Origin of the sequence: uncultured Kordia sp., from assembly GCF_947496985.1 — a bacterium.
In the GTDB taxonomy this organism is placed as follows: domain Bacteria; phylum Bacteroidota; class Bacteroidia; order Flavobacteriales; family Flavobacteriaceae; genus Kordia.
On record NZ_CANMEZ010000001.1, the window covers coordinates 517,725 to 542,470 of the forward strand.

The 24,746-nt window shown below is 32.5% G+C and carries 21 protein-coding genes; 5 read left to right on the forward strand and 16 right to left on the reverse strand.

Translation table 11 applies throughout. The features are described 5' to 3' along the window. Positions 1 to 29: 29 nt before the first annotated feature. From Q0828_RS02480 to Q0828_RS02535, 12 genes are all read right to left on the reverse strand, one after another. Positions 30 to 455 carry a thiol-disulfide oxidoreductase DCC family protein gene (locus Q0828_RS02480; RefSeq protein ID WP_298417385.1) on the reverse strand — a complete coding sequence of 142 codons (426 nt, stop codon included), beginning with the start codon at positions 453 to 455 and terminating at the stop codon, positions 30 to 32. Beyond that, the gene (locus Q0828_RS02485; protein ID WP_298417387.1) at positions 445 to 1,986 is read right to left on the reverse strand and encodes a hypothetical protein; all 1,542 of its coding nucleotides are present in this window, start codon (positions 1,984 to 1,986) and stop codon (positions 445 to 447) included. The genes Q0828_RS02480 and Q0828_RS02485 overlap by 11 nt, the downstream gene beginning before the upstream one ends. Before the next feature lie 13 nt (positions 1,987 to 1,999). Next, complete coding sequence (locus tag Q0828_RS02490; protein WP_298417388.1) at positions 2,000 to 2,860, reverse strand: ABC transporter ATP-binding protein; 861 nt, start codon at positions 2,858 to 2,860, stop codon at positions 2,000 to 2,002. A 42-nt stretch (positions 2,861 to 2,902) separates the two neighbouring features. After that, entirely contained in the window at positions 2,903 to 3,631 is a 729-nt protein-coding gene (locus tag Q0828_RS02495) for a GLPGLI family protein (protein WP_298417389.1), read from the reverse strand. Positions 3,632 to 3,657: 26 nt separating this feature from the next. Next, positions 3,658 to 6,276: a carboxypeptidase-like regulatory domain-containing protein gene (locus tag Q0828_RS02500; RefSeq protein WP_298417390.1), complete on the reverse strand. Its 2,619-nt coding sequence runs from the start codon at positions 6,274 to 6,276 to the stop codon at positions 3,658 to 3,660. 85 nt (positions 6,277 to 6,361) lie between these two features. Then, complete coding sequence (locus tag Q0828_RS02505; protein ID WP_298417392.1) at positions 6,362 to 6,949, reverse strand: DUF1700 domain-containing protein; 588 nt, start codon at positions 6,947 to 6,949, stop codon at positions 6,362 to 6,364. Positions 6,950 to 6,953: 4 nt separating this feature from the next. Next, complete coding sequence (locus tag Q0828_RS02510; RefSeq protein ID WP_298417394.1) at positions 6,954 to 7,289, reverse strand: PadR family transcriptional regulator; 336 nt, start codon at positions 7,287 to 7,289, stop codon at positions 6,954 to 6,956. A gap of 53 nt (positions 7,290 to 7,342) precedes the next feature. Beyond that, entirely contained in the window at positions 7,343 to 8,254 is a 912-nt protein-coding gene (locus Q0828_RS02515) for an HTTM domain-containing protein (protein ID WP_298417395.1), read from the reverse strand. Between the two features lie 5 nt (positions 8,255 to 8,259). Further along, the gene (locus tag Q0828_RS02520) at positions 8,260 to 8,853 is read right to left on the reverse strand and encodes a hypothetical protein (protein WP_298417397.1); all 594 of its coding nucleotides are present in this window, start codon (positions 8,851 to 8,853) and stop codon (positions 8,260 to 8,262) included. Positions 8,854 to 8,946: 93 nt separating this feature from the next. Then, a complete protein-coding gene (locus Q0828_RS02525; protein WP_298417398.1) occupies positions 8,947 to 9,147 on the reverse strand; it encodes a hypothetical protein in 201 nt (66 codons plus the stop codon). Between the two features lie 58 nt (positions 9,148 to 9,205). Continuing rightward, positions 9,206 to 9,406, reverse strand: a complete 201-nt coding sequence (locus Q0828_RS02530) for a hypothetical protein (protein ID WP_298417399.1) — start codon at positions 9,404 to 9,406, stop codon at positions 9,206 to 9,208. A 58-nt stretch (positions 9,407 to 9,464) separates the two neighbouring features. Then, on the reverse strand, positions 9,465 to 9,665 hold the full coding sequence (locus tag Q0828_RS02535) for a hypothetical protein (protein ID WP_298417400.1): 201 nt from the start codon (positions 9,663 to 9,665) through the stop codon (positions 9,465 to 9,467). A gap of 398 nt (positions 9,666 to 10,063) precedes the next feature. Between Q0828_RS02535 and Q0828_RS02540 the strand changes: the two genes are divergently transcribed. The 4 genes from Q0828_RS02540 (at position 10,064) to Q0828_RS02555 (ending at position 15,373) form a co-directional block, all read left to right on the forward strand. Beyond that, entirely contained in the window at positions 10,064 to 11,842 is a 1,779-nt protein-coding gene (locus Q0828_RS02540; RefSeq protein ID WP_298417401.1) for a helix-turn-helix domain-containing protein, read from the forward strand. Between the two features lie 165 nt (positions 11,843 to 12,007). Then, positions 12,008 to 12,508 carry a hypothetical protein gene (locus Q0828_RS02545; protein WP_298417402.1) on the forward strand — a complete coding sequence of 167 codons (501 nt, stop codon included), beginning with the start codon at positions 12,008 to 12,010 and terminating at the stop codon, positions 12,506 to 12,508. 398 nt (positions 12,509 to 12,906) lie between these two features. Next, on the forward strand, positions 12,907 to 13,098 hold the full coding sequence (locus Q0828_RS02550) for a hypothetical protein (RefSeq protein ID WP_298417403.1): 192 nt from the start codon (positions 12,907 to 12,909) through the stop codon (positions 13,096 to 13,098). A 100-nt stretch (positions 13,099 to 13,198) separates the two neighbouring features. Further along, complete coding sequence (locus tag Q0828_RS02555) at positions 13,199 to 15,373, forward strand: prolyl oligopeptidase family serine peptidase (RefSeq protein ID WP_298417404.1); 2,175 nt, start codon at positions 13,199 to 13,201, stop codon at positions 15,371 to 15,373. A gap of 157 nt (positions 15,374 to 15,530) precedes the next feature. Here Q0828_RS02555 and Q0828_RS02560 read toward each other — a convergent pair whose 3' ends face one another. Then, positions 15,531 to 16,940 (reverse strand): DUF5689 domain-containing protein, encoded by a 1,410-nt coding sequence (locus Q0828_RS02560; RefSeq protein WP_298417405.1) that lies wholly within the window; start codon positions 16,938 to 16,940, stop codon positions 15,531 to 15,533. Between the two features lie 63 nt (positions 16,941 to 17,003). Then, positions 17,004 to 19,841: a carboxypeptidase regulatory-like domain-containing protein gene (locus Q0828_RS02565; RefSeq protein ID WP_298417407.1), complete on the reverse strand. Its 2,838-nt coding sequence runs from the start codon at positions 19,839 to 19,841 to the stop codon at positions 17,004 to 17,006. Positions 19,842 to 19,979: 138 nt separating this feature from the next. Between Q0828_RS02565 and Q0828_RS02570 the strand changes: the two genes are divergently transcribed. Then, complete coding sequence (locus Q0828_RS02570) at positions 19,980 to 21,026, forward strand: endonuclease/exonuclease/phosphatase family protein (protein WP_298417409.1); 1,047 nt, start codon at positions 19,980 to 19,982, stop codon at positions 21,024 to 21,026. Between the two features lie 432 nt (positions 21,027 to 21,458). Here the strand turns inward: Q0828_RS02570 and Q0828_RS02575 are convergent, their stop codons facing one another. Together Q0828_RS02575 and Q0828_RS02580 are read right to left on the reverse strand one after the other, a co-directional pair. Further along, the gene (locus tag Q0828_RS02575) at positions 21,459 to 21,899 is read right to left on the reverse strand and encodes a hypothetical protein (protein ID WP_298417410.1); all 441 of its coding nucleotides are present in this window, start codon (positions 21,897 to 21,899) and stop codon (positions 21,459 to 21,461) included. 104 nt (positions 21,900 to 22,003) lie between these two features. Further along, a complete protein-coding gene (locus tag Q0828_RS02580) occupies positions 22,004 to 24,742 on the reverse strand; it encodes a carboxypeptidase-like regulatory domain-containing protein (protein WP_298417411.1) in 2,739 nt (912 codons plus the stop codon). Between the last annotated feature and the right edge of the window lie 4 nt (positions 24,743 to 24,746).

Consider the following 24,746-nt stretch of genomic DNA (forward strand, 5'->3'; position numbering starts at 1 on the left):
TGACAAACATTTAACATTTTAGAATTCTATTACTCTAAAAAGAAAGCTCTTTCCATTGGTGTGAGCAATCTACATTGTTCTACTTTCCCCATAATTTTGTATCTGTATTTTGCGATAATATCATATAATATATTACTGATAAAAGATGGAATGAAACTAAGATAACCCGCAAATCGATATGAACTTTCTACATGTTTTAGAATGCTTAGGAATGCTTTTGCTTTTTGATATACGATTCCTTTTTCCACAAAAATAATAGTATCCAAATTGATTTCAAGCCCTACTTTTTCCATGATTTGTTGTCCTGTTTCAGACTGAAACGACACAAATCGGACTTCGTTTGAAGGTTTTTGATTTAGGATGAATTGAATCGAAGCATCACAAAATCCGCAAACACCATCGAAAATGATAATGTTGTGAGCTTCGATCAATTCATCTAATTTTTTAGTAGTCATAACTCAATTTTTTTAAGAAATATGATCCTGTAAATAACCCTATGGTTAACACTGCCATGATTCCTGTGTAACTGAATGAAGTATGAATTGCTCCAAAGTAATCTGTAATAGAAACCAAGTTGATATTACTGTAAATGAGGAAGAAAAACACAATTTCAAATAGTTTTTTTGATTTTGTCAATGTTCCAAAGAATACAGATAATAGAATAATAAATAGTGCGCCAAGCGTAATATTTAGCAATGTGTGAAAGTCTAATTCTACAATATATCTTACTAATAACGGCGTAGCAATAAATAATGCAATACAAGCACCTGCAATGATTCTTGAGATGAATAAACGTTGTACAGGTTGGTACGATGAAGCCGTAAAATAGTGTGTTCTAAAGGCAATATCTTTCGTAACCAAATCTGACCAAACTCCTACTTGTAAAAACCATAGTAATGGTAACATATAGTGATGCGCAAATGTTAATGGAACAAATATCATAGCCACCATTAAACAGAATGATATTCCCCATAACCATTTTGGGCTTTTTCGAACTAGCATCAGCATTTCTGCACCAATTAGTGGTGATAGTTGTGAAGAAAATTCAGGAACTGAGGTGATGTTTCCCAATTGGAAATCAGCACTTCTTCCGTTACGTACTTCTTGTGGTTTTATTTGTGTTGTTAAACGTTCTTTAATATTAAATCGGTGAAAGAATAATGAACTTATCATTGCCAATACAAACGCAAATCCTATCCAAAATAAACGTCCTAGTATGTATGACTGTGTAAATGAAATACTTTCTACGGTTACAACTTTGTCCAAGTTTCTTCCTCCAGAAATAAATCCGATAGCAAGTTGCGTGTCTTCTCCTGTATGTAATGCTTGAATTTGATCACTTACAACGGCTGTTGGATATTGCATTCCAAATACATCTACTATTCCTTGCTTTTCAGAAGAAGAAGCAAAAAGAATGATAAAGAATCCTACTAAGAATATTCCGTATTGTAAGAGTGTTTTTTTAGGTAAAATAATTTCTAATAGTAATGAAAAACTAGACACTACAAATAATGTTGGAATCGTAATAATCGCATATGGCAATACAAAATCTAAGAGCTGAAAACTTTGTCCATTCCCATAAAGGAATGATAATATAACGCTTACTATTCCCACAATAACCAATATGGAGAATAGTATTAAAAAATTACTCAATAATTTTGTGATAATGTATGCCGTATTCGATATGCGTGTGGTTCCAATTATATGCCCAATTCGTGTTTCAATATCTTTTCGGATACTTCCATTGATTAAGAAAAAACCAACTAATGATAAGATTGTACTTGACATGATTGCCGTTACAAAACCTATCCAAGCTGTATTGTAATTTCCTGTAAATGAACCCAATCTAATGGTTGTGTAATTTGCTTCTGGCGAAGGCACAAAGCTAAACGCAATGTATACACTAAGCGCTACAGTGATAAGAAACGAATAGCTTCGTACGTACTGTAAATAATTTCCTTTGATGATATTTTTGAATTGAAACATGGCAGTAATGGTATTAGTTTTTGGTTAAATAGATATAAGCATCTTCCAAGGTTGCTGTCACATTATCTGCGCCAACATTAGGGTTTTCAGAGATGTAACGCACTCTAAAATTATCCTGCATTCTGTATGAACTTACTACCGTATGATAGCTTTTGAAATTATTGATGTTTGATTTGCTCACTGTAGTTTCATATACTTTTCCATCGGCTAGTTGTATGATGTCTTCTTGTGAATCTTTTACAATCAATTCTCCTTGTTTCATAATGGCAACCTCATCAGCAATAGTTTCAATATCTGATACGATGTGTGATGATAAGATGATGATTCTGTCATTTGCCAAATCTGAAATTAAATCTCTGAATCGTAAACGTTCTTCAGGATCTAAACCAACGGTTGGTTCATCAAAAATGATCACTTTCGGATCGTTTAGCAATGCTTGTGCAATTCCAATACGCTGAATCATTCCTCCAGAATACGTTCCCAGTTGATTGTTTGCCGATTCTATCAGATTCACTTCCATTAATAATTTTTCTATTCTTTCATGCAATCCTTTCCCACCAACACCTTTCATTGCTGCCATGTACGACAGAAATTCAAAAGCGTTTAGGTTTGGATATACACCAAAATCTTGTGGAAGATATCCTAACATCTTACGAATGTAGTTTGGCGATTTTAGGATATCATTTCCATTTAATGAGATACTTCCTTTTGTTGGTTTACTAATAGATGAAATCATTTTGATAAGTGTTGATTTCCCTGCTCCATTTGGACCTAATAAACCTAAGATTCCAGAAGTAATATTGATTGAATAATCACTCAATCCTAACTTTTTTGAGCCGTACTTTTTTGTTAAATTGTTGATAGCTAATTCCATGTTGTTTTGTATTAAAGTGAATATTCAGTGTTGTTCTATTTTTTATTTTCCTTTTAAAATCATGCGTTGGAAGTTCTCTTTTTTAGCAAATACTTCTGCTAATGAAACTGCTTTTTTATCGCTGATTTTATCTTTTACTTGTGCCAATTTCTTTTCGAAAACTTCTTTGCTTTCATATCCAATTGTAGTTGCGTTTACAGATTCGAAGTAGTTGTCCGATTCTAATACCAATCCTGGTAATCCGTAAAATACATATGGTCCACCGCTTACTGGAATCTCTGGAGAGAACCAAACGTATACTTTTGGGTTTCCTTCTAAGTGTGCTTTTTTACACTGGTATCCGTTAATTTCTTTTTGCTCATCAGTGATTTTCCACTTCAATTCGCTTACTTTTCCTTGGAAGTTGATCTTTTTCCCCATGAAAATTTCTTTTCCTTGTAAATTTCCGTCTGCATTTCTGTATGTGTAGTATGTATATCCTGCAGTGCTTAATTTTTCTACTTCACTAATGGAGTCAATTACGAAGATTGATTCTTTTGTTTTAATATTTTGGTAAAAGCTACTGTGTACTTGGTATCCTTCCATCATTGTTAACATTTTTGATAACTGCGCTGGATCTTTAATTTGGTTTTTTAACATTCCTACTAGGAAATCAGATACACATCCTGTTGTGTAGTTTACTTTTAAGATGTTTTTGTCTTTCTCTTGAGCGTTAACATTTAATGTGATACTTACGAAGAATACTGCGATTAAAATTTTGATAGTTTTCATGATATTGAGTTTTATAAATGGTTATATTAAAGTTTAAATTTGATTCCTAATATGATATAGTTTAATGATTGGTTGTTTACGATGGTATTAGTAATACCATTACTTATAATGAATTGAGAATTATATGCATCATTTTCAAAGAATGATAGCAACTCTCCTACATGTCTAGCTTCCATACTGAAAACCATATTGTTTTTTGTGTATGATAAACCTAGATTTAAGTTCTTTCTTGAATAGGTTACATTGTTGATATGGTTGTTGTCATATAAAAATGTAATGTTCCCTTTCCATTGTTTGTTTTTTAGCAATACTGCAAAACTGTTTCTTGTATAGGTAGCATCATAGGTTGTGTTTTGAATTTCATCACTACTAAATGATACTTTTGATGATAAACTGAAGTTTACAAAGTTGTCTGTAATGGTTTCTACTCTCAATTCTGGTGCAATGGTTTTTGTAACAACGTCAACTTCTTGTTGTGCTATAATTGCTGGATAATCTACTTGATTGTAACTTGCTGAGATATCTATTTTTGTTGGATATTTTAACGGAAATACTGTTTTTGAATAGAATGTGCTTAACTCTAAATCGGTTGCTTTGTCAGCGATAAAGAAATTGAACTCTGAAATTCCGTTTTGTTGTTGTACAAAATTTCTACGTACTACGTCTTTTTGATTTTTATAAGTTACTGACAATGAGAATATTTCTCCATCAAATAAGTTGTCATAGTCATAACTTGCATGAAAGTTGTTTGATGTATTGAATCCTAAAGCAAATACATTTGTTCCATTCCAAATACTATTGAAAGGCTGTATACTACTGATTCCCAAAATAATGTCATTAAATGTACGTGTGCGTGTGTAGCTTACTGCATAACGATTCAATCTGTTTTCATAATCTACCCAAAGATCAACTGGAATAAATGTATCTGTATTTTCAATTTGGTCCACTGTTAAGTTGTTTGTGAAAGAATTCAATCCAACAGCAACTTCATAATCAACTCCTTTTACAATATTTTCACCTGTAACCTCTAAGTTTACTAAATAATTATCTTGTGATCTTTTGATCAACATGGTATTGTTTAAGTTTCTGTCTTTGATTTCTTCATTTTCTTTGTAATACTCAGCAGTAATTAAAGAAATGAACTTATCTGAAGCTTTGTATTTTAGTCCAACACTTCCTAAAGCTTGATTTTTGTCAAATCGATAACGCTGTGTTGCTGTATCAAAAATGTTGTTGTTTGCTGTGATTGTGTAATCGTTTAGCAACTTTGTACCTTCATGATAGTAAGAAGCTTTCGTTTCTAAAATCAGGTTCTTTTGTAATTTACTTTTTACAGATAATACATGGTTTGATGAGAAAATGTTATTTCTATTGTTTGAAAACGTAGTATTCATTCCGTTTGTCATTCCATTGTCAAACAATTCATTTTGAATGTTACTATTGTTTTTGTTATTGATATAGTTTGCATTTACTGTATACGTTGCAATTGTTTTGTTTGATATTTTATACGCTACAGATAAGGCTCCTAAAAACGATTGTGTTTTTGCTTGAGTTTCGTTTAGTGTGTTTAATAAAGACACATTGTCTAATGTACTTGCGTTTTGTACTACACTATTTACTCTATCTGGCGCGATGAAGTAAAACAAACCTGATGTTTTTAAGCGCTGCGATTGATTACGAAGCGTTAGGTTTGTACTTGTATAAAAGTCTTTTTGTAAGTTTTCATTGGTAGCAAACAATCCGCTTAACGTTTCACCTTGGTATCTTGAAAATGGTTGTCCTTCGCTAAATAACTTCTTTACTTCACCTGCAGTTACCGTTGTTTTTCCAATGTTGTTTGTATTGTTCGTTAGGAAAGCATTTAAGTTTTTAGAAAATAAAAATCCTTTTCCTTTAAATTCGTATTTATCTTGGTAACCTGCTCTTGCTTCCAGCGAACCATTCATGATACTTTGCGATTGGTTTTTTGTATCAATGTTTAGTACACTTTCTTCGTTTTCTTCAAAATCTAAAGAGAAATCATCGTTGTAGTTATTGATGACACTAATTCCTTCAATAATATTTTTTTCAATACTTTCTAAAGCAATACTATTTTGATATTCAAAAGAAGGCTTTTTGTTTACGAGTATTTTGTCAATGCTTTTTCCTTTATAAATAATTGTTCCGTCATCACTTAATCTGAAGTTTGGAATTTTATTTAAGATGTCTCTCAAATTGTCATCTTCGTATAATTTTAATTTGTCTAAGTCTAAACGAACCGTGTCTTTTACTTCATTTGTTGAGATGATAATTACTTCATCTAAAGAAGCTGTGTTTTCTTCTAATACAACATCAATTACAATTGGTGATTGTGTTAATTGGTTTGCTGTAATTGTTTTTGATTGTTTTAAGTATGATATATGTGTAATTTCTAAAATATAGTTTTCTTTTACTTCACCTTCTAAAGCATATGCTCCAAATTCATTTGTTACCGTGTATGTAATAATGCTCTTTTTTGCATTGTACAATACAACCGCAGCTCCATCAATAGGTAAGTTTTGTGTATCGGTCACTTTACCTTGGATACTCTTGGATTGTGCTAGGCACAATCCTGAGAGCATCATGAGAAATAAGAGGGCAATATGTTTAATTTTTATTGGTAACATTTTTTGTTTTGCTTTTTATTGTGACTAACAATGTGATGTTGTATACTACCTACCTTGCATTGCTATGTATAGGTGTAAAAAAAAGTTATTCTTCTTTTTTCTTTCGTGTCAATTTTAAAATTAATGTAATAATTATATAAAGTACCAAAGCACTAAAAAACATTACTGGCACAAACCAGTTTCCTAATACTTCAGTAATTGCTGGGTCTGATGTTTTTAAAGCTCCTAAGGCTACAAATTCGCCATTTTTTAGGAACAATCCTGTTTCATCAGGATTTGTAAATTTTAAAAACATTAAGATTCCAAAACTAAATAAACATATATATAAGATGGCAAAAACTGAGTATACAATTCCGCTCTTAATATTCAGGAATATTGCCTGAAATATATGCATTGGGTTGAACGTACGTGTAGCTTGTTGTAATTTTTTTTCAGCTACTAAAGGTTTTAGCACTTCTTCTGGATCGCCTAAACCTTGTGTTAATTTAAGTAGTTTTTCTACTTCTCCACCTTCTGCTTCATTTTGCAAGCCTTCGTATATGTGGCTATTGAATTCCATCAACACATCTTCTTTATCACTTTTAGCTAATACAGAAATCGTTCTACGAATTCTTCTGAAGTAACTATCGTATATTTTTTGTGCTGATTTATCGTTGAATTCAATATTTTTCATCTGTTTATTTTATAAGCTTTTGAATTGATGTTTCCAAATTTTGCCAGTATACACGCATTTCTATCAATGTTGCTACACCTGTTTCAGTGAGCTGATAATATTTCCTTGGGATTCCCGACTCTTGCTCTACCCATTTAGACGTTACTAATCCTTCTTTTTTTAATCGATTCATTAAAGGATATAATGTGCCTTCTGCTATTTCTATGGTTGTGAACTTTCGAACTTGCTCCATTAATTCATATCCGTAAAACTCATTGTCTTTTAAGATATTCAATAGAATAAATGCTAAGGTTCCTTTTTTAACCTGGGACTGCCATTTTTGAACAAATTCAGAATTCATGTTTCAAATATAAACAAAATACATAGTAATGCAATGTATTTTGGAAAACTTTTTTAGGCAACTCCTGTTTCCAATTGTAAATTGGGCATTTCTTCTTCTTTGCTAAGTATTGATTTCCAGTTGAAATAATGTCCAAAAGCAATTAAGTTTAATAGAATCATTACGACTGCAAATGTGTAAAACTGCATGAATATTCCAATACCAGCATGTAACATGATAACTAATACAAGTGTAACTTTTCTAGTTTTCTTCATATACATTAAAATTGGATAAAACAATTCTAAAGCTACAGTTCCCCAAGCTAAGATTTTAAAGATAACTGGATACGATACCAATCCTATAGAACCTTCTACTACTGTACTTGATGTGTACGTATTGATAACCATCCAAATGGCGTTTCCGTCTAACCAGTCTGTTCCTATTGCTTTTCCTATTCCTGCAAAGAAATATACCAAACATAAGTGTAATTGTAAGAATCTAATTACGTAACTATATAGTGGTTTGCGAGATTCTTCATTAAATAAATATCCTGCACAGATTAATATGTTTACGAATAACATAAATGAAACGAAATAGTCTGCTCCGTATGAGAATAAGTATGTAGAGTTTACAAACATAAAGTGAAGAAACCATACTATGATAGCAAAAAGTGGTCTTTTGTAATTTCTCCATAAACATACCAAGCTAATTCCATATAGAAATAAGAAGAATAAGAATGTCATGTTTTTTGTAAATCCAATGTATGCAAAGATACCTGTAAACCATCCTAAAACAGGTTGATACCAAAATACATAACGTTCGTTTACGGCTTCTTGAAGAATGCTTTGTTCTCCAAAGATGTAAAATAAATCTGGTAGAATTACCAACACATTTACAACAGCAAATACGGCAATCATTTTAATGACAAGCTCTTTTTTAACGCTGATAAAATTTCCGAAGATAAAATTGTCTATAGTAGTTTTCATGATGCTTATTTTTTAAAGGAATTGGTTTGCATAGCAACTTCCTTATTTTTTGTGGTTGAAAATCCTAAGATTTCTTTATACATAACTTGATGTCCATCAACTGCTGCACTTTCTAGTGTGTTGAATCGATATAAATCTAAGTAAATGTCAATTTTGTCTATATCTTGATGGTCTGAGAACAATGAAGATGAAATTGATTTCAATATGACTTCTCGTTCTTCCACATCAAAGATGTTTGAGTTAAAGTGTAAGTTTGCTGATCTAAATTTTAAGAAAGATTCTGGTGACTTAAATGGAAGTTGAATTTCTTCGCCGTCAGCCATAAATCGCATACTTACTTTTATGGGTGATATATTTGGAGAAAAGAATGAATATCCTCTATTGGTTCCTGTGTATTTTGCATAAAAGAATATAAAATCAGTAACCGGTTTCGGAGTTTCAAACAGTGAAGCTTTGTTTGCTATGAATTTTCCAACAGGATTTAACTTAGCTTGCGATTCTTCATCTTGAAACGAAGTAAAACTTGCAAATCCTATAATCAACATAAACAATAAGTGAACGGTAAGATACCCGAGTAATATTTTTTTAGTTGTTTTCATGATTATATATTTTTTTATTGGATTAAGAATACTTGAGTAAAGATTGAAAAGAAAAGACCGAAAAAGTGGTCTTTTCTTTTTCAATTCTAAGGTCTATCTTTCTGAAGTTCCAGTATAAACGAAATCTCTAGAAATAAATGTCCATGAATCTTTCAACATGTTGTCTAAGTTCTCTACAGTTGTAACGTTTACGTCATCCATAGATACTTCTTGTGCGTTTGAAGTGTTGATTGCAGATACTGCGAATAATGCTACTACTGCTAATGCTCCTGTTAATTTTACTAATTTTTTCATAATAATGTGGTTTTAAAATTTTGATTAAATAATGTGATTAATACTAATTGACTGTTGACTAACGCTCGCTAGTTCCAGTGTATACGAAGTCTCTTGAGATAAATGTCCATTCGTCTTTCAACATGTTGTCTAAGTTCTCTACAGTTGTAACGTTTACGTCATCCATAGATACTTCTTGTGCGTTTGAAGTGTTGATTGCAGATACTGCGAATAATGCTACTACTGCTAATGCTCCTGTTAATTTTGCTAATTTTTTCATAATAATGTGGTTTTAAAATTTTGATTAAATAATGTGATTAATACTAATTGACTGTTGACTAACGCTCGCTAGTTCCAGTGTATACGAAATCTCTTGAGATAAATGTCCAAGAATCTTTCAACATGTTGTCTAAGTTCTCTACAGTTGTAACGTTTACGTCATCCATAGATACTTCTTGTGCGTTTGAAGTGTTGATTGCAGATACTGCGAATAATGCTACTACTGCTAATGCTCCTGTTAATTTGATTAATTTTTTCATAATACTAAAGTTTAAAAGTTTTGATTTCCTACTCTGTTAATGGCTTTTCGGATTTCGCCTTTTGTGATTGTTGCAACAAATCGACAGTGCTAAATAATGACGTAATTTTCACATTTTCAAACAGTTAGTTTTGATATTTATAAATCCAAGCATGAGATTTATAAATATCATCTCGTTAGATTTTTTCTGAAGACACGTAAATACTTGAATGACATGGATATGTCATTATTCTTTCAAAATTTGATATATTTATCATGTATTTAAGGGCAGAATATTGATTTTTATACATATTTAACCAAAACTGTATTATTTAACCTACTTTTAAGAGTTTTAATTTTTTACATAAAAACATTTGAGGGAGTGTTTTTTGAACTCTGAAAGAAAATTTTTGAAAAAAAGTGACTATTATTTTCCAAAACAAACCACATATAATAGGTTTTTCATCTTCTTTTCGTAAGAATGTGTCAATTACATCTGTATTATTTGTAATTATTTCGACTGTTTTAGGAGTTACTGACTGCTTTTCACAAGAAAATAGTTTCGAAAAATTGAAAACAGACTTTGTTTCTGAAACAAAAAGTGCTGAAGAAAACCTAAATACTGCCAAATTATACCTTGAAAACGCCAAAAAAGACAATGATTTACTTAAAATAGTAGAAGGATACGAGTTATTGGTTACACATTATAGTCATACAAAAACAGCTATTTCCTATTCTGATAGTATTATTTTATTGTCTAAAAATGCAAAACTTGACGGATATCTAGGAAAAGGGTATTTATTAAAAGGAACACAATTATACTATAATTCAAAATATAATGAAGCGCTAGATAACTTTGCTACAGCAAACGACTTAGCAATTGCTTCTAAAAATATTGCGCAACAGATTTCTATTAAACATTATATAGGACTGTTAAAAAATGTAAGTGATGAAAAAGAAGAAGCATTAACTATTTTTCAGGAAAACTTAGATTTCATTACAAAGAATGACTATCAAAAGAAAGACAAGCAACAATATTTGAAATCGTTATTCGCGCTAGCAGATTCGTATAATAAGAATAGACTTTTAGATTCTGCAGAAATTGTGCATCAACGTGGAATTGTTGCCAGTTTAGATCATCCTGATAAATATTTATATCCTTGGTTTTTATTATCATACGGAATTACTTCATACTTTCAAGAAGATTATACCAAAGGAAAAGACAGCTTACAAAAAGCGGCTACATTTTTCAAAACCAACGAAAAAGCATTGTCTTCTACATACCTTTATATATATAGATGCTTGGAGAAACAAGAGAAGAACGAAGAATCGCTACAATATTTGTATAAAGTAGATTCTATTTATCAGCAACACCCAAAAGTTGTGTTTCAGGCTAGAGAAGCTTATGAACTTTTAAATACTGCACATAAAACTTCTGGTGATGATGCTGCACGTTTGTCTGCAATTGAAAAATTATTAGCTGTCGATGATATTATTTCTAAAGATTATCAAAATCTTGGAAAAAAGATTGTGACCAAGTATGAAACTCCTTTATTAATTTCTGAGAAAGAAGCATTATTGAGCAAAAAAGAAGAGTTGATCACCAAACTAGAAGATTCTAACTTCTTATCGCAAAAAACTATTTTAGTGCTTATTATTCTTTCCGTATTACTTTCTGGAGCTATTTTTTACTTTTTCCGTAGAAACGTGGTTTACAAGAAACGTTTTGATGCATTGATGTTGGAATATGAAAATAAGGAAAAGAAGAAAGAAGAGGAACCTGTTAAAAAAATCCCTGTTATCACGAAGGCTTCCGTAGGAATTCCACAAGAAATTATTGATTCCGTTTTAGTTAAGTTAGATAAATTTGAAAAGAATCATAAGTTTACCAAAAAGAGTTATACACTCACCAAACTTGCAAAAGAGTTAGATACAAATAGTACATACCTTTCAAAAATCATTAATATGACAAAAGGGATGAACTTTGCTAAGTATATGAATGAAATCAGAATTGATTACGCCATTACACAATTAAAAGAAAATAGATTGTTTAGATCTTACACTATAAAAGCAATTGCTATTGAGGTTGGATTTAATAATGCACAATCATTTTCGGTAGCTTTTAACAAAAAAACAGGAATTCATCCTTCGTATTTCTTAAAACAACTTGAAAATCAAGAGTTAAAAGAATCAGCATAGTATACCTTATATATAATGACTCATTCAGAAATCTATTTTTTAGTGAAGAAGATTGTGTTCTTTTATTCCCTTTTTAAGTAAGCTATTTCATAGCATTTTAAATCACGATTATTGAGTGAAAACCCTAAAAGTTAGTAGCTTTGAACAAAACTAAAAAAGCAGAGCGTGCTAAATCCTGAGTTAAAAATCATTTTTGAAGTTAAAGCAAACGAAACCTCTATTATTGAACAAAAGGTAATTCACAATAAAAACTCTAGGAAAAATAAAATAAAGCTCAGTAAAGAAGAATACGAAGAAACTTTAATAAAGTGGTGTTTGTTTAAATATGTACAGCCTTTAAACGACAATCTTTTCAATACAGAATTTTTCCCACTTACTCCTTCTGAAGTATTAAACAATGGCTTATCTGCAAATTTTATAGCCAACTACCTCAACTCAAATTTAGTTTTTGATTTTTACCAACCAAAGGAAAATGATAAACTAACGATACGTATGGAATATAAACTTTCTGAAATAAATAGAAAATCAAGACCTTATATTGGCGATTTCATTTCATTGATATTTACTAAGGAATGGAAAATAAATAAAAACTTCAATCATATTCATAATTCATATAGCGAAGTAAAACATGGCAATCTTACCATAATTAAAAATAAGTTGCCGTAGAAATATATAAATATAAGTTTTACATACGAGCGCTTCTTTCAATCTAATATTTATATATCTTCTTTTTTTACATCTAAACTTTTCACATTATCGATTCTTAAAAATTCAGGATTGAAAGAATATAAAACTCCTTAGATTTTAGATGTTTTTTATGCTTTAAATTGACTTTATACTTCATTCCTAAAAGTCAATTTTTAGTCGTTTTTTACAAAAAAACAGCCATTTATCGCTCACAAGCCTTCGAACAACATGAAAATCAACAATCAAAAACAATTAATTGATTGCCAGCAAGTTACAAGCTTATTTTTAGAATGATATTTATAAATACCACGAAAAACCATTAAAATCGGGAGTGTTTTTGCTATACATTTACTTCATAATCGCAAAACAAAAACACCATGAAAACTTTAAAAAACTTTACTCAAAAACTTAACCTTAACAGTTCTAAAATTGCAAACCTTACAAACGCACATACAATAAAAGGAGGATTAATTCCTTTAACTGGAGCATGTGCACAAAAAGCACAAAGTAGACCAACAAATACATTTACAGCTTTATGTGGAAATGATACTGTAGATACACAAATATAAATTACAATTCTTTTTTTTCAATTATAAAATGCTATCTCGAAAACTGTGTAAAATTTCGATATAGCATTTTGTATTTCAACTACGAAACCAATACTATTTCATGAAACTCAAGTTTCTTCTTCTTTTTACTAGCATTTTATGTTTACAATGTGTTGACCCAAATACACAAAAGCCTCCATTAGCACCTGAGCAAACCATCACAAATACTTATTTCTCTAAAAAAATTACAGATCCATATCAGTATATGGAAAATCTTTCTGACACAACTGTACTCAATTGGTTAGCAAAACAGAACGAGTATACAAATACTGTACTTCAAAAAATTTCTGGTCGTGCAAAGTTGCTTCAAAAGATAGAAGCCAATGACAAATTGCGTTCAGAAACGATTTATGACTTAAAAACCATTGCTCCAGATGCGTATTATTACTTAAAAACATCTCCTGATCATTTAGCTAATATTTTATGCTTTAAAGCCGGAATAACGGGAAAAGAAGTAGAAATTTTCAATTCTAAAAATTACAAACCAAATACAAATCATAACTATATTATCAATTATTTTCAGTCGAGTTGGAATGGTAAAAAAATCGCCATCAGTTTTACAAAGAATGATGAAGAAATTTCAGAAATTGCCATTTTAGATCTTGAAACACAACAACTTCACAACGAAATTATTGACCATTGTTGGCCGTCTGAGTTAGGTGGAATCAACTGGCTTCCAAATGATTCAGGGTTTATATACACACATATTCCTGTGATTGATACCAAATCTCCCGATTATATTTTAAATACATCTGCTGTTTTGTATCGTTTAGGAAGTAATCCGAAAAATATAAAGACATTATTTTCAAAAGAATCACATCCGCAACTAGGGTTACAAGCTGCGGATTTTCCTATGATTCACATCTTTAGTCAAGATCAAAAATACATATTCGGTCGTGTTGGTGGTATTGGGTTTAAAGACTATTACTATGCTCATATTGACGATTTAGACAAAGAAAATGTACATTGGATTCCTTTCTTTAAGAAAAAACACAAAGTAGAAAAGTTTATTCCTGTAGGAGATGATGTATATTTTTTAACAGCACAACATGCTTCCAACTTTCGTATTTGCAAAACCAACTTACAAGAGCTAAATTTTGACAATCCAACAACTATTGTATCAGAAGATTCTACACAAACACTCAACGATTTTACAATTACCAATCAAGGATTGTTTTATACCAAAACAAAAAACGGTGTACTTTCGAGCTTATATCAAGTTAAAAATAAAATCACAAAGCAGATTTCATTACCACAAGCTGCTGGAAACATTCGTCTTTCGTCTATTAGCCCAAATTATGCTGATTTATGGATTGAAACGGAAAGTTGGGTTACACACAGAAACAGATATCGATACAATCATCAAATAAGCACTTTTAAGGAAGAAAATCTAACTCCTGTGATAGATTATAAAGAATTAAAAGATATTGTCATAGAAGAGATTGAAATCACTTCTCACGATGGAACAAAGGTTCCTTTATCTATCATTTACAAAAAAGGCATGAAAAAAGATGGAAAAAATCGTATGTTATTGAATGGATATGGCTCATACAACTGGATAAATGCCCCAAAATTATATCCGTATCTGTTGTATTGGCTAGGTGAAGGCGGCGTATACGCAGTAGCACATGTGCGTGGCGGTGGTGAAAAAGGTGCCGTTTGGCACAAAGCTGGTTATAAAGATACGAAAGCCAATACTTGGAAAGATTTTATTGCCTGTACCGAATATTTGATTGCAGAAAAATATACATCTCCCGAACGATTTGCTGTTTGGGGCGGAAGTGCTGGTGGAATTAATATTGGACGCGCTGTTACTGAACGACCAGATTTGTATGCTGCTGTAGTGATACGTGTTGGTTTATTGAATACGTTACGTTCAGAAATTGCGCCAAATGGGCAAAATAATGTAAAGGAGTTTGGAACGGTAAAAAAAGCTACTGAATTTAAGGCCTTGTTAGAAATGGACGCATACCAACACGTACAAAAAGAAACTGCATATCCTGCAATGTTATTAACTGCTGGACTACGAGATTCTAGAGTGGCAGCTTGGCAACCTGCAAAGTTTGCAGCACGTGTACAAGCAGCTACAACAACAGATAATCCAGTGTTATTAGCTGTAAACTTTACAGAAGGGCATGGATTTGATCGTACAGGAAAAAGCAAGCGCAATGAACTTGCTGATATTATTTCTTTTGCCTTATGGCAAACGGACGCAGATGGGTTTGAGGCTAGGTAGATTGGTATTAAATCTTGGGTAAAAATGCTATTCGTTCGTTTTTTGTGGATTTCAATTACTGCTCAAAGTGACAAACAAACCGTCCACTAATAATCTAAAATAAAAAAAGAGCACTATTCCTAGCGCTCTTTTTTTATATGATATAGTTTTCGGAATCTTACATTCCTGTTACTTTAATATCGTCAACGTGGTAACGTGTTTCAGCTCCACCGTCAGCACCTAAATATTTAAATGCAACGTGTACATCTCCATTTAAACAAGAGATATTAAGGTTTGATGATACAAAACTACCAAATCCACCTCCACCAACTGGAATGTTAGCGTCCATTAATGTCCACTCAGTTGTTGTTGGGTCACCTGTATAGTTCTCAGTGATAAATGCTTCTAAAACTGTTCCTGTTTCGAAGTTAGCCGAAATTTCAAAAGATAATTCTTCTTGCGTAGTTCCGTCTAAGTTGATTGCTGGCGTTACTAACCAAGCTTCTAATGGACTTTCTCCTGTTCCGAAAGCAGAAATCTTCATGTATCTGTCTCCACTAAATGAACTGTCTTCAAAACGCTCAGAACCTCCTGAAACATTTACGTTTGTCCATCCTAAAGCATCTAATTGAGCTTCGTTAGTGATTGTTTGGAAATCTTCTTCAAAAATTGTTGTTGCTGTAGAAACTGCTCCCATACAATCTAATACATCAGGATCGCAACGTACAGTGTCTGTAAAGTTAACATCAGCTAAGCTGTTAATTACCAATACATTTGCATCATCTCCAAAATCTCTAGTGAAAATTCCTTGAATCGTTCCTTTATTTTCATCAAGTGGTAACGATTTAAAATCAGCAAACGTACTTGTTTGTAAAGAGATAATTCCTCCTTGAACACACTCTTCAAGACTTCTGAATCCGTCAAAGCTATCAGAAGACTCACCAGCATATGTTTTTCCTATGTCATTTCTACTGAATTGTACTTCTTCTAACTGGATTAATGTATTTTCGTCAGCTTCTTCTAATTCTCCAATTGTTGTTACTTTTGGTGTCATTTGAGCTACTTCAGTTCCACGAACTACGAAATCATTTAATTCAAATGGTTGAATTTGATCAATGTCATTTCCATTTGGTTTTCCAATAGCATATACTCCATTTTCAATTCCGATGGCTAAACCGTTCATTTTAATGTATACTTTTCTACCAAATTCGTAGGTATTAAATAAAGCTGATTGGTTGATATCCACACGGAATCCTAATCTTGGATCTGCGTCAGATGAAGAACCATCTGTTTTGTTTTGGATTACTAATTCTTCAAAGAAGTTCCCAGCTTTGTCACTAGAAACTACATATCCTTCAAGAATAATTTCTTCCTCATCAAGTGCAATTTCAGCAATTTCATCTCCACTTGCCACAGCTTGCAGGTATCTTGATACCATATTATTAAACGTAGCAGTTGCTGTTAATCCTGGGTCAACTGTAGTTGTTCCGTTTGGAATTGCAAATTCATCGTCTTGAACACAAGAAGTAATAACTAATCCCATAGTTCCTAAGATAGCTATTAAACTAAAAATTTTATTTGCTTTCATTTGTTTGAATTTATATTGTTTTGTGCACAACTTAAAGTTACGCAATCTTTAATTTATGTTTTGTTAAAATCTAAAATATAGGTTTAAGAAATACGTTCTTCCTCTACCGTACCAGTATCTGTTACCAAATACACGTGTTTCTAATGCCGAATCGTCTCTTAATTCTCTGAAGTTAGCATTTCTTCCTTGCTCAAATCCTCCAGTTTTGTATTCTTTATCAAATACGTTGTTGATACTTGCGAAGAAACCAACATAGTAGTCTCCTAATTTCCAAGATTTTCCACCAACAAGATTTACAAGCATGTAATCATCAAATTGTTCTTGTCTTAATAATTCACGTGCCAATTCTGGATCGTAATCATTAAAAACTTGACCATCAGAAAAATCAGTATAGAAATTACTACTTCTTTGTAATGGACTTACATCAATGTAAGCATTAGAGAAGAAATTTGTTGTAGCTCCAAACCACCAGTAATCAGGATCTCTGTATTCAAACCCTGCTGAAAATGCTCTTTGCGGTCCACCAGCAACTCTATAATTTTCTAAATTTGTTTCTCCTAAAGGAAGAACACCTTCACCTGCTCCAAGATTAACCCCTCCGAAGTTTTCAGAAGATATATATAAATCAGGATTGTTATCGTAGGTATATTGCCCTAAAGAAGCTACACCTTTTAACTTGATCGTAGATGTTACTTGCGCTTCAATTCCCAATTCTCCACCAATATGTCTTTTGTCAACACCTTGTAAAATTTCTTGAATAAAAGCCTGTCCATTAGTATTTGTGTTTACTGTCTCACCGTCAACACTCGCAAAAATTCCATCTGCATAATAGAAAGAGATTTCGTTAGCATCTTGTATTTTAGTATAATACCCTGTTAAACGTGCTTTTACAATTGGAGATCTGAAAATATAACTAGCATCAAACGACGTAATTTTTTCTTCCGTAATGTTTGGTACAATATTATGGTTTTCTCTTGAGTTGGCGTATGTATTACGAATTGATGGTGCTTTTGTAATGTATCCACCATTGAAGTCAAATACGTGACGTCCTGTTAATTTGTATGTAAATCCAGCTTTTGCTCCTATACCAGTGAATGATAACTTTTCACCTTCTCCGAAAGAATTATTAGCAAAACCACCATTTTGGTATATACCATTACGTTGGTATGTTGTATTTTTTACACTAGCAGCTACAAAAAAGTCAACTTTTTTGTATTTGAATTGTGCTTGTGCAAATCCACCAATTGTGTTTGATTGAATTTCAAAGTTGTAACGGAAACGATCTCCTTCTGTTACTACTCTGTTAGGGTTTCTCACATCGTTTTGTACTCCGTTAGGATCTGTAACAAATTCACTTGCAAAACCATCAACATCTAAAAACCCTCTTCCTCCTAGTAAGTCTAATACTTCTGCAAAGTTTTCTGACTTTAATGATGTAAATGTTGCACCAGCATTTAATGTGATATTATCATTAATAGAAGTGTTGAAAATTGTATTTGCCGTTAACTGCTTGTCATCACTTCTATCTTCGTATAAAATGTTTACTGCATTTCCACCAGCAACTAAGTTATTTTGATTTGCTCTGTATAATGCTGCCCAGTCAATTTGTCCGTCTTCTATAAATGCTTGTTGTGCTCCAAATTCTAATGCTGGATCTTCTGGAAAGTTTCTAGCGAAGTAACTTGGTAATTTTTGGTAATACGTTGGACTTGGATTTAAACCGCTTCCAATTGGAAATCCGCTCGCATCTAAATCAGTTCCTCCAAAGTCTAAACGACTTCTTCCTTGCTCTCCAAATTGGTAGGCAATATTTGTATTTAACCTTGTTTTTTCAGAAATATCCCAGTTATGGTTTAACATTAAGATAGGTTCCACTACTCTACGTACACGTGAGTTACGTTTTTCTCCATCTTGGTATCCCCAGAAATCGTTGTATCTAATTCCTTTTAGATCGAATACTTCTTGCGTGTTAGCAGAAGATTGTCCTCTTCTGTTTGGCGCATAAATTCCAGTAAAGTTAATGCTATGCTTATCATTTAATACCTTTTCAACCGAAATTAATAAAGAATTTGCGTCGTAGAAAGTACCGTCGTTAAAACCTTCATCTCCCCATCTTCTTCCTGCAGAAATCGTATACGCCCATCCACTTTCAAGTAAACCAGAAGAATATGATGCCATAATTCTGTTGGTATAACTTCTATCAGATGAAGAGTATGTTACTCTACCGCCTTCTCTGTATTGAGAAGCTCTTGTATTGATATTTGTTGTTCCTAAGATTCCTCCAAATGTATAATCTGAAGCACTTAGTCCGTTTGTAAGTTCTTGATTTCTTACTACATCATTCAATCCTCCCCAGTTACTCCATTGTGGTCTTCCGTTGAACTGTTTGTTCATTTCAATACCATTAATAAGTACTGTTCCGTTCTCTGAATCTAATCCTCTAACTCTAAAGAAGGTAGCTCCAAATTCAAAAGCTGCAGTTCTTAAGTAGATATCTCTGGAAGATTGTAATAATCCTGAGATGTTGTCTGCTGCTGTTGAATCATCATTTAATTCGTCATCAGTTAAAGATATTAGGGTAACATCTTCCTGAACGAATCTTTTTAACAAAATTGTACCAAGATCAACTATTTGACCATTAGCAACTGTTACTGGCATTCTCAAAATAGAATATCCATCTTTTGTGAATACGACATCCACTTCACCAGCAGTAACATTTGTTAGCTTGAAGACTCCAGATGCATCTGTAACAACTTCTGTTTTATTGTTACCGGCAACTGAAACCAAAACATTTTGAATTGCGTCATCTGTGTTGGCATCAACTACTTTACCTGTAATTGTGTTTTGTCCACTGACAAACCAAACCGATAGCAATCCAAATAAAAAAATAAATTTTTTCATACTGTAATTTGCAATTAATTATTATTTAAGTTTAAAAAATCTTTAATAACGACGGGCAAATGTACATTATTTATAATTAATAACTACTTTTGGTCTATCTTTTGCATAGATAATTTAAGATAACATAACATTGACTGAATGAAAAATTTAAAATCCCTAGTCATACTAACTGTTTTACTGGCGTTTAACCAAGTTTGGGCACAGAAAAAGAAGCAGTTTAAAGTACAAACTATTGCCTTTTACAATGTGGAAAATTTGTTTGATACGATTAATGACCCACTGAAAGATGACGAGAAAAGTCCAATAATGGAAATGCAAGGAAATCGTGCCAAGGTTTATGAAGATAAGATCGCTAAATTGGCCAGAGTTATTTCTGATATTGGATACGACGTTTCTAAAACCACTCCTGCTATTTTGGGTGTTGCCGAAATTGAAAATAAGAAAGTTTTAGAAGATTTGATAAATCATCCAAAATTAAAAGATTCTGATTACGGAATTATACATTTTGATTCTCCTGATAAACGTGGAATTGATGTAGGACTTATTTACAAACAAGATATTTTTCAACCACATAGCTTTTCAAAACATCCTTTATATATATATAATGGAGATAAGAGAGTATATACAAGAGATCAGTTATTGGTTTCTGGAGTATTAGATGGTGAAGAAATACATATTATTGTAAATCACTGGCCATCGCGTAGCGGAGGAGAAGCTAGAAGTAGGCCAAAGCGTGTTAAAGCTGCTGAGTTAAACAAACGTATTATTGATTCATTACAAAATGTTGACAAGCATGCTAAGATTTTTACAATGGGTGATTTAAATGACGATCCTTTTAACGCAAGTATGAAAGAAGTACTGAAAACAAAAGATAAGCGTGAAAATGTTAAAGGAAAGGATTTGTTCAATCCAATGGAAGCAATGGCAAAAAGTGGAAATGGAACGTTAGCATATAGAGATGGTTGGAATTTGTTTGATCAGATTGTGTTTACAGCACCATTGTTAAAGAAAGACTATTCAGAGTATCGCTATTATAAAGCTGGAATTTATAACAAAACGTATTTATCAAATAAGCGTGGACGCTATAAAGGATATCCTTTCAGAAGTTTTTCTAGCGGAAGCTATACAGGTGGTTATAGTGACCATTTCCCGGTGTATGTTCATTTGATTAAGGAAGTGAAGTAGATTTTAGACCACTTCACTATTAGAATTGAGATATTAGATTTGTTTTGTTTATCAATTTGAAAAGTGTGAAGCCTACTTCAACTTGAATAGATTCCTGACTTCACTTCGACAAACTCAGTGATTGTGCAGGAATGACAAAACACATATATATATAAATCCTTATCGTAATTGATAAGGATTTTTTATTGCTTGAAACATTCCAAATTGTCTTATTTTATAAGATATCTTAATACGAACTCTATCACTACTCAATACTTTTTTTAGTCCTGATTGTAGTGACATCCTTTTTTTGCTTTGCTATATAGCAAAAAAAGATATAGCGGAAAGCAGGAAATAACTTCAAAAAATGTTAGACCGCTTCGCTGATAGAATTGAGATAAAAAAAATCCTTGTCGTAGTGACAAGGATTTTTGTGTTTTGTAAGTGTATTGATTAGAGCCCTAACCACTGACTCCAAGGTAATCTTGAAAGTACAAGTAGTAATCCTAATCCGTAGAAGAGCGCAATTTTTCCAAAAGCGCCTTTATCTGTTTCTTGTTTTTTATGTTTAGACCAGCCTATTGTGATTAAAATTATTGCTAAGATTCCCACAAATGGATGTTCTAAAGCGAGTAAGCGTTCTGCAGAACTCATGCCTCCCATTCCACGATTGGAAATCATGTCCATACCAAATGGTGAAGCAAAATAGAGAATTAATCCTATTAATAGTTGGAGATGTGTAAAGATGAGCGCAAATAGTGAAATGCGTAAATCTTTGGAAACAAATTTCTTACCAGAAGCAAAACCTATTATTGCATTGGCTACGGCTACAATTAGTATTAAAAGCACAAAGTATGCCCAATAAGAATGCAGCATTTTTACAGTACTGTACATATGTTTATTTTTAGTTGATACACAAAGGTACTTATTTTTATGAAACAAAAAACCCTGTCAATTGACAGGGTTTTTAATTTATGTATTCGTGTATTTTATGCTTCTTAGAAGTTGTAACGTACACTAAAGTTCCAAGTTCTTCCGAATCCGAAGAAAGCTTTGTTTCTTGTGTCGATTCCTTGGTATGTAGCATCTCCTGCGTCAGCAAAGATGTTTGTTTGAGATTCTGCTAAGTATGTTTCGTTGAATAAGTTGTTGATGTTCAATCTTAAGTTGATTGAGTTACTTTTTTCTTTTCCAACTAACATTTTATAAGAAATACCTCCATCAAATAAACTGTAAGCAGGTAATTGTAATGAACCTTGGTGATCAGCTTCGTCAAAGTCTTCTGCGTTGATATCTGCATATAAATTATCAGCTCTGAACCAAGAAAGGTCAAATTTTAAACGCTCTACTGGCTCAACTGTAGCAGCTAAACGCATTGTAGTTTGTGCAGCGTTTCCAACTTTTACTCCGTCTAAGAATAAGTTATTTTGCCCAATAACATTTTGGTTATCATCAAATGCAGGACCAGAAACGTCTCCTCCATATTCCCAATCTCCAACAGATAACATTCCTCTTAATGTTAAGATGTCTATTGGACGGTATGTAGTTTCTAATTCAACTCCCATGTGAATTTGCTCAATTCCTTGTAAGTTAGTGTTCCCTTGCTCATCATCAGAAGTATCTCCAGGTGTATTGTTTACATCAAATCTACTAGAGATTCTTAAGAATCTGTCTTTCCAAGAAGTTCTGTATAAGTTAACATTTACATTTAACTTTTCAGACTTGAATCCGTATCCTAATTCAACTCCAAATACTTTTTCATTTACAACATCTTCGTTGATATCGTTTCCAAAGTTTAAGAATACTGAATCAAATAAAGGTTGTTTAGAGTAGTAACCTGCATTACCGAATACGTTGTGGTTTTCGTCAATGTTATAGTTTAATCCTCCTTTTATAGTTCCTCCAACGATGTTTTTCCAATCAGAACGTTGTCCTTCAGCTACAGTACGAGCAAAAAAGTCTTCTCTACTAAATCCTTGGTTAGATCCAGATACTTGTACAAATGCAGAGATATCATCTTTCTTATACTCTAACTGACTGAATACTCCTAACCAGCGTACATACCCGATGTTGTAGTAGTCAATTTTATCTTCATCATCAATATCTTTAAATACATTAACGATTGATCCAAAGTTAGAAGAGTAAGTGTTTGTTAATACTCTGTTAGGATTGTTTACATCATCATTATCTCTGTATGCATCAGCACCTAATAAGTTATCTAATCTTCTGTAGTGGAATCCTTTGTAAGTTCTTGCATCAAATCCAACGTCTAATGTTAAGTTTTCGTTGATTTTTGTGTTTAAGTTTGCTAATAAACCAAACCAGTTGTGTGAGTTGATAGAAGCTCTTCTAGAGATACCATTATCTCTACTATCGTTAATGAATAAACCATTTTCTTGGTCTGTTCTTTGGTAAACGTTTCCATCAGAGAATGTTGTTGCTTGTCCACTGTTATAGTCAACAATTTTATCCCATAATACTTCACCGTTTGATTGATTTCTAAAGATATCACTAGAAGCGAAGTTAAATCCTGGTAATCTTCCGATGTCTCCAGTTCCTCCACCACGTCCGAAAGAAGCATATCCTACAGTAGATAATTTTGTGTCATCTGTAATGTTCCAATCCCAGTTTAAAGAGATTACTGGTTTGTGATAGAAGTTTCTTCTCCAGTTAAATTCTTCACCATTTAATGTACCATGGTTGAAGTTATATTTTGTTCCGTATTGTAAGTATTGATCAATTGTTGCAGCATTAAAGAAACTTGTTGTTCTTTGGTTGTGAACCTGTGGTGCACCTGTTACTGTAAATTGAAGATCATGCTTTCTGTTTTCGTCAGTCCATCCAAATCCTAAGAAATAGTTGTATCCTTCAAAAGCTGTTCCTGTAACATATCCGTCTCCAGCAGTTCTACTTAATAATGCAGAGAAAGCAAATCCGTTGTCCATTCTTCCTGTAGAATATGAAGCAATTGTTTTAAGGTAGTTATCGTTACCTAATGTAGACCCTACAAATCCACCTTCATTTCTTTCAGTAGTTTTAGTAACAATGTTTAACGTACCTCCAACAGAAGAGATTGCTAATTTAGAAGAACCTAAACCTCTTTGCATTTGAATTGCAGAAGCAACATCAGCTAAACCAGTCCAGTTACTCCAGAATACACGACCATTTTCCATATCGTTTACTGGAACACCATTTACTAATACAGCAGTGTTTACTTGATCAAATCCACGAACATTAATTCTTGAATCTCCAAAACCACCTCCAGATTTTGTAGCGTACACAGATGGTGTAGCGTTTAATAATTCAGGAAGTTCTTGGTTTCCTAATCTTTCAACAATTTCTTCAGCTTTGATAGTAGATACTGCAACAGGAGTTTCACGCTCTTTAGCGATGTCAACTACACCAACAATTACTACCTCGTCCAATGAATTGTCTGAAACTAACGTAATAGTTCCTAAATCCTTTTTTCCTCCTGTTACGTTGAATGTAACAGTTTTCGTTCCAAATCCTACATAAGATACTTCTATTGTACCTGTAGCATTTTTTACATTTAAAGTAAATTTCCCATCAAAGTCGGTTGATGTTCCATTTTTTGTCCCCTTTACAATTACACTTGCACCTGGTAATGGACCTAAATCAGAGTCTACTACTGTACCTGTAATTGTTCCTTGAGAAAAAGCAGTTGACGTTACTAAGAACATCGCTACTACTAGAAACAAATTGTAAATTGTTTTCATAAGT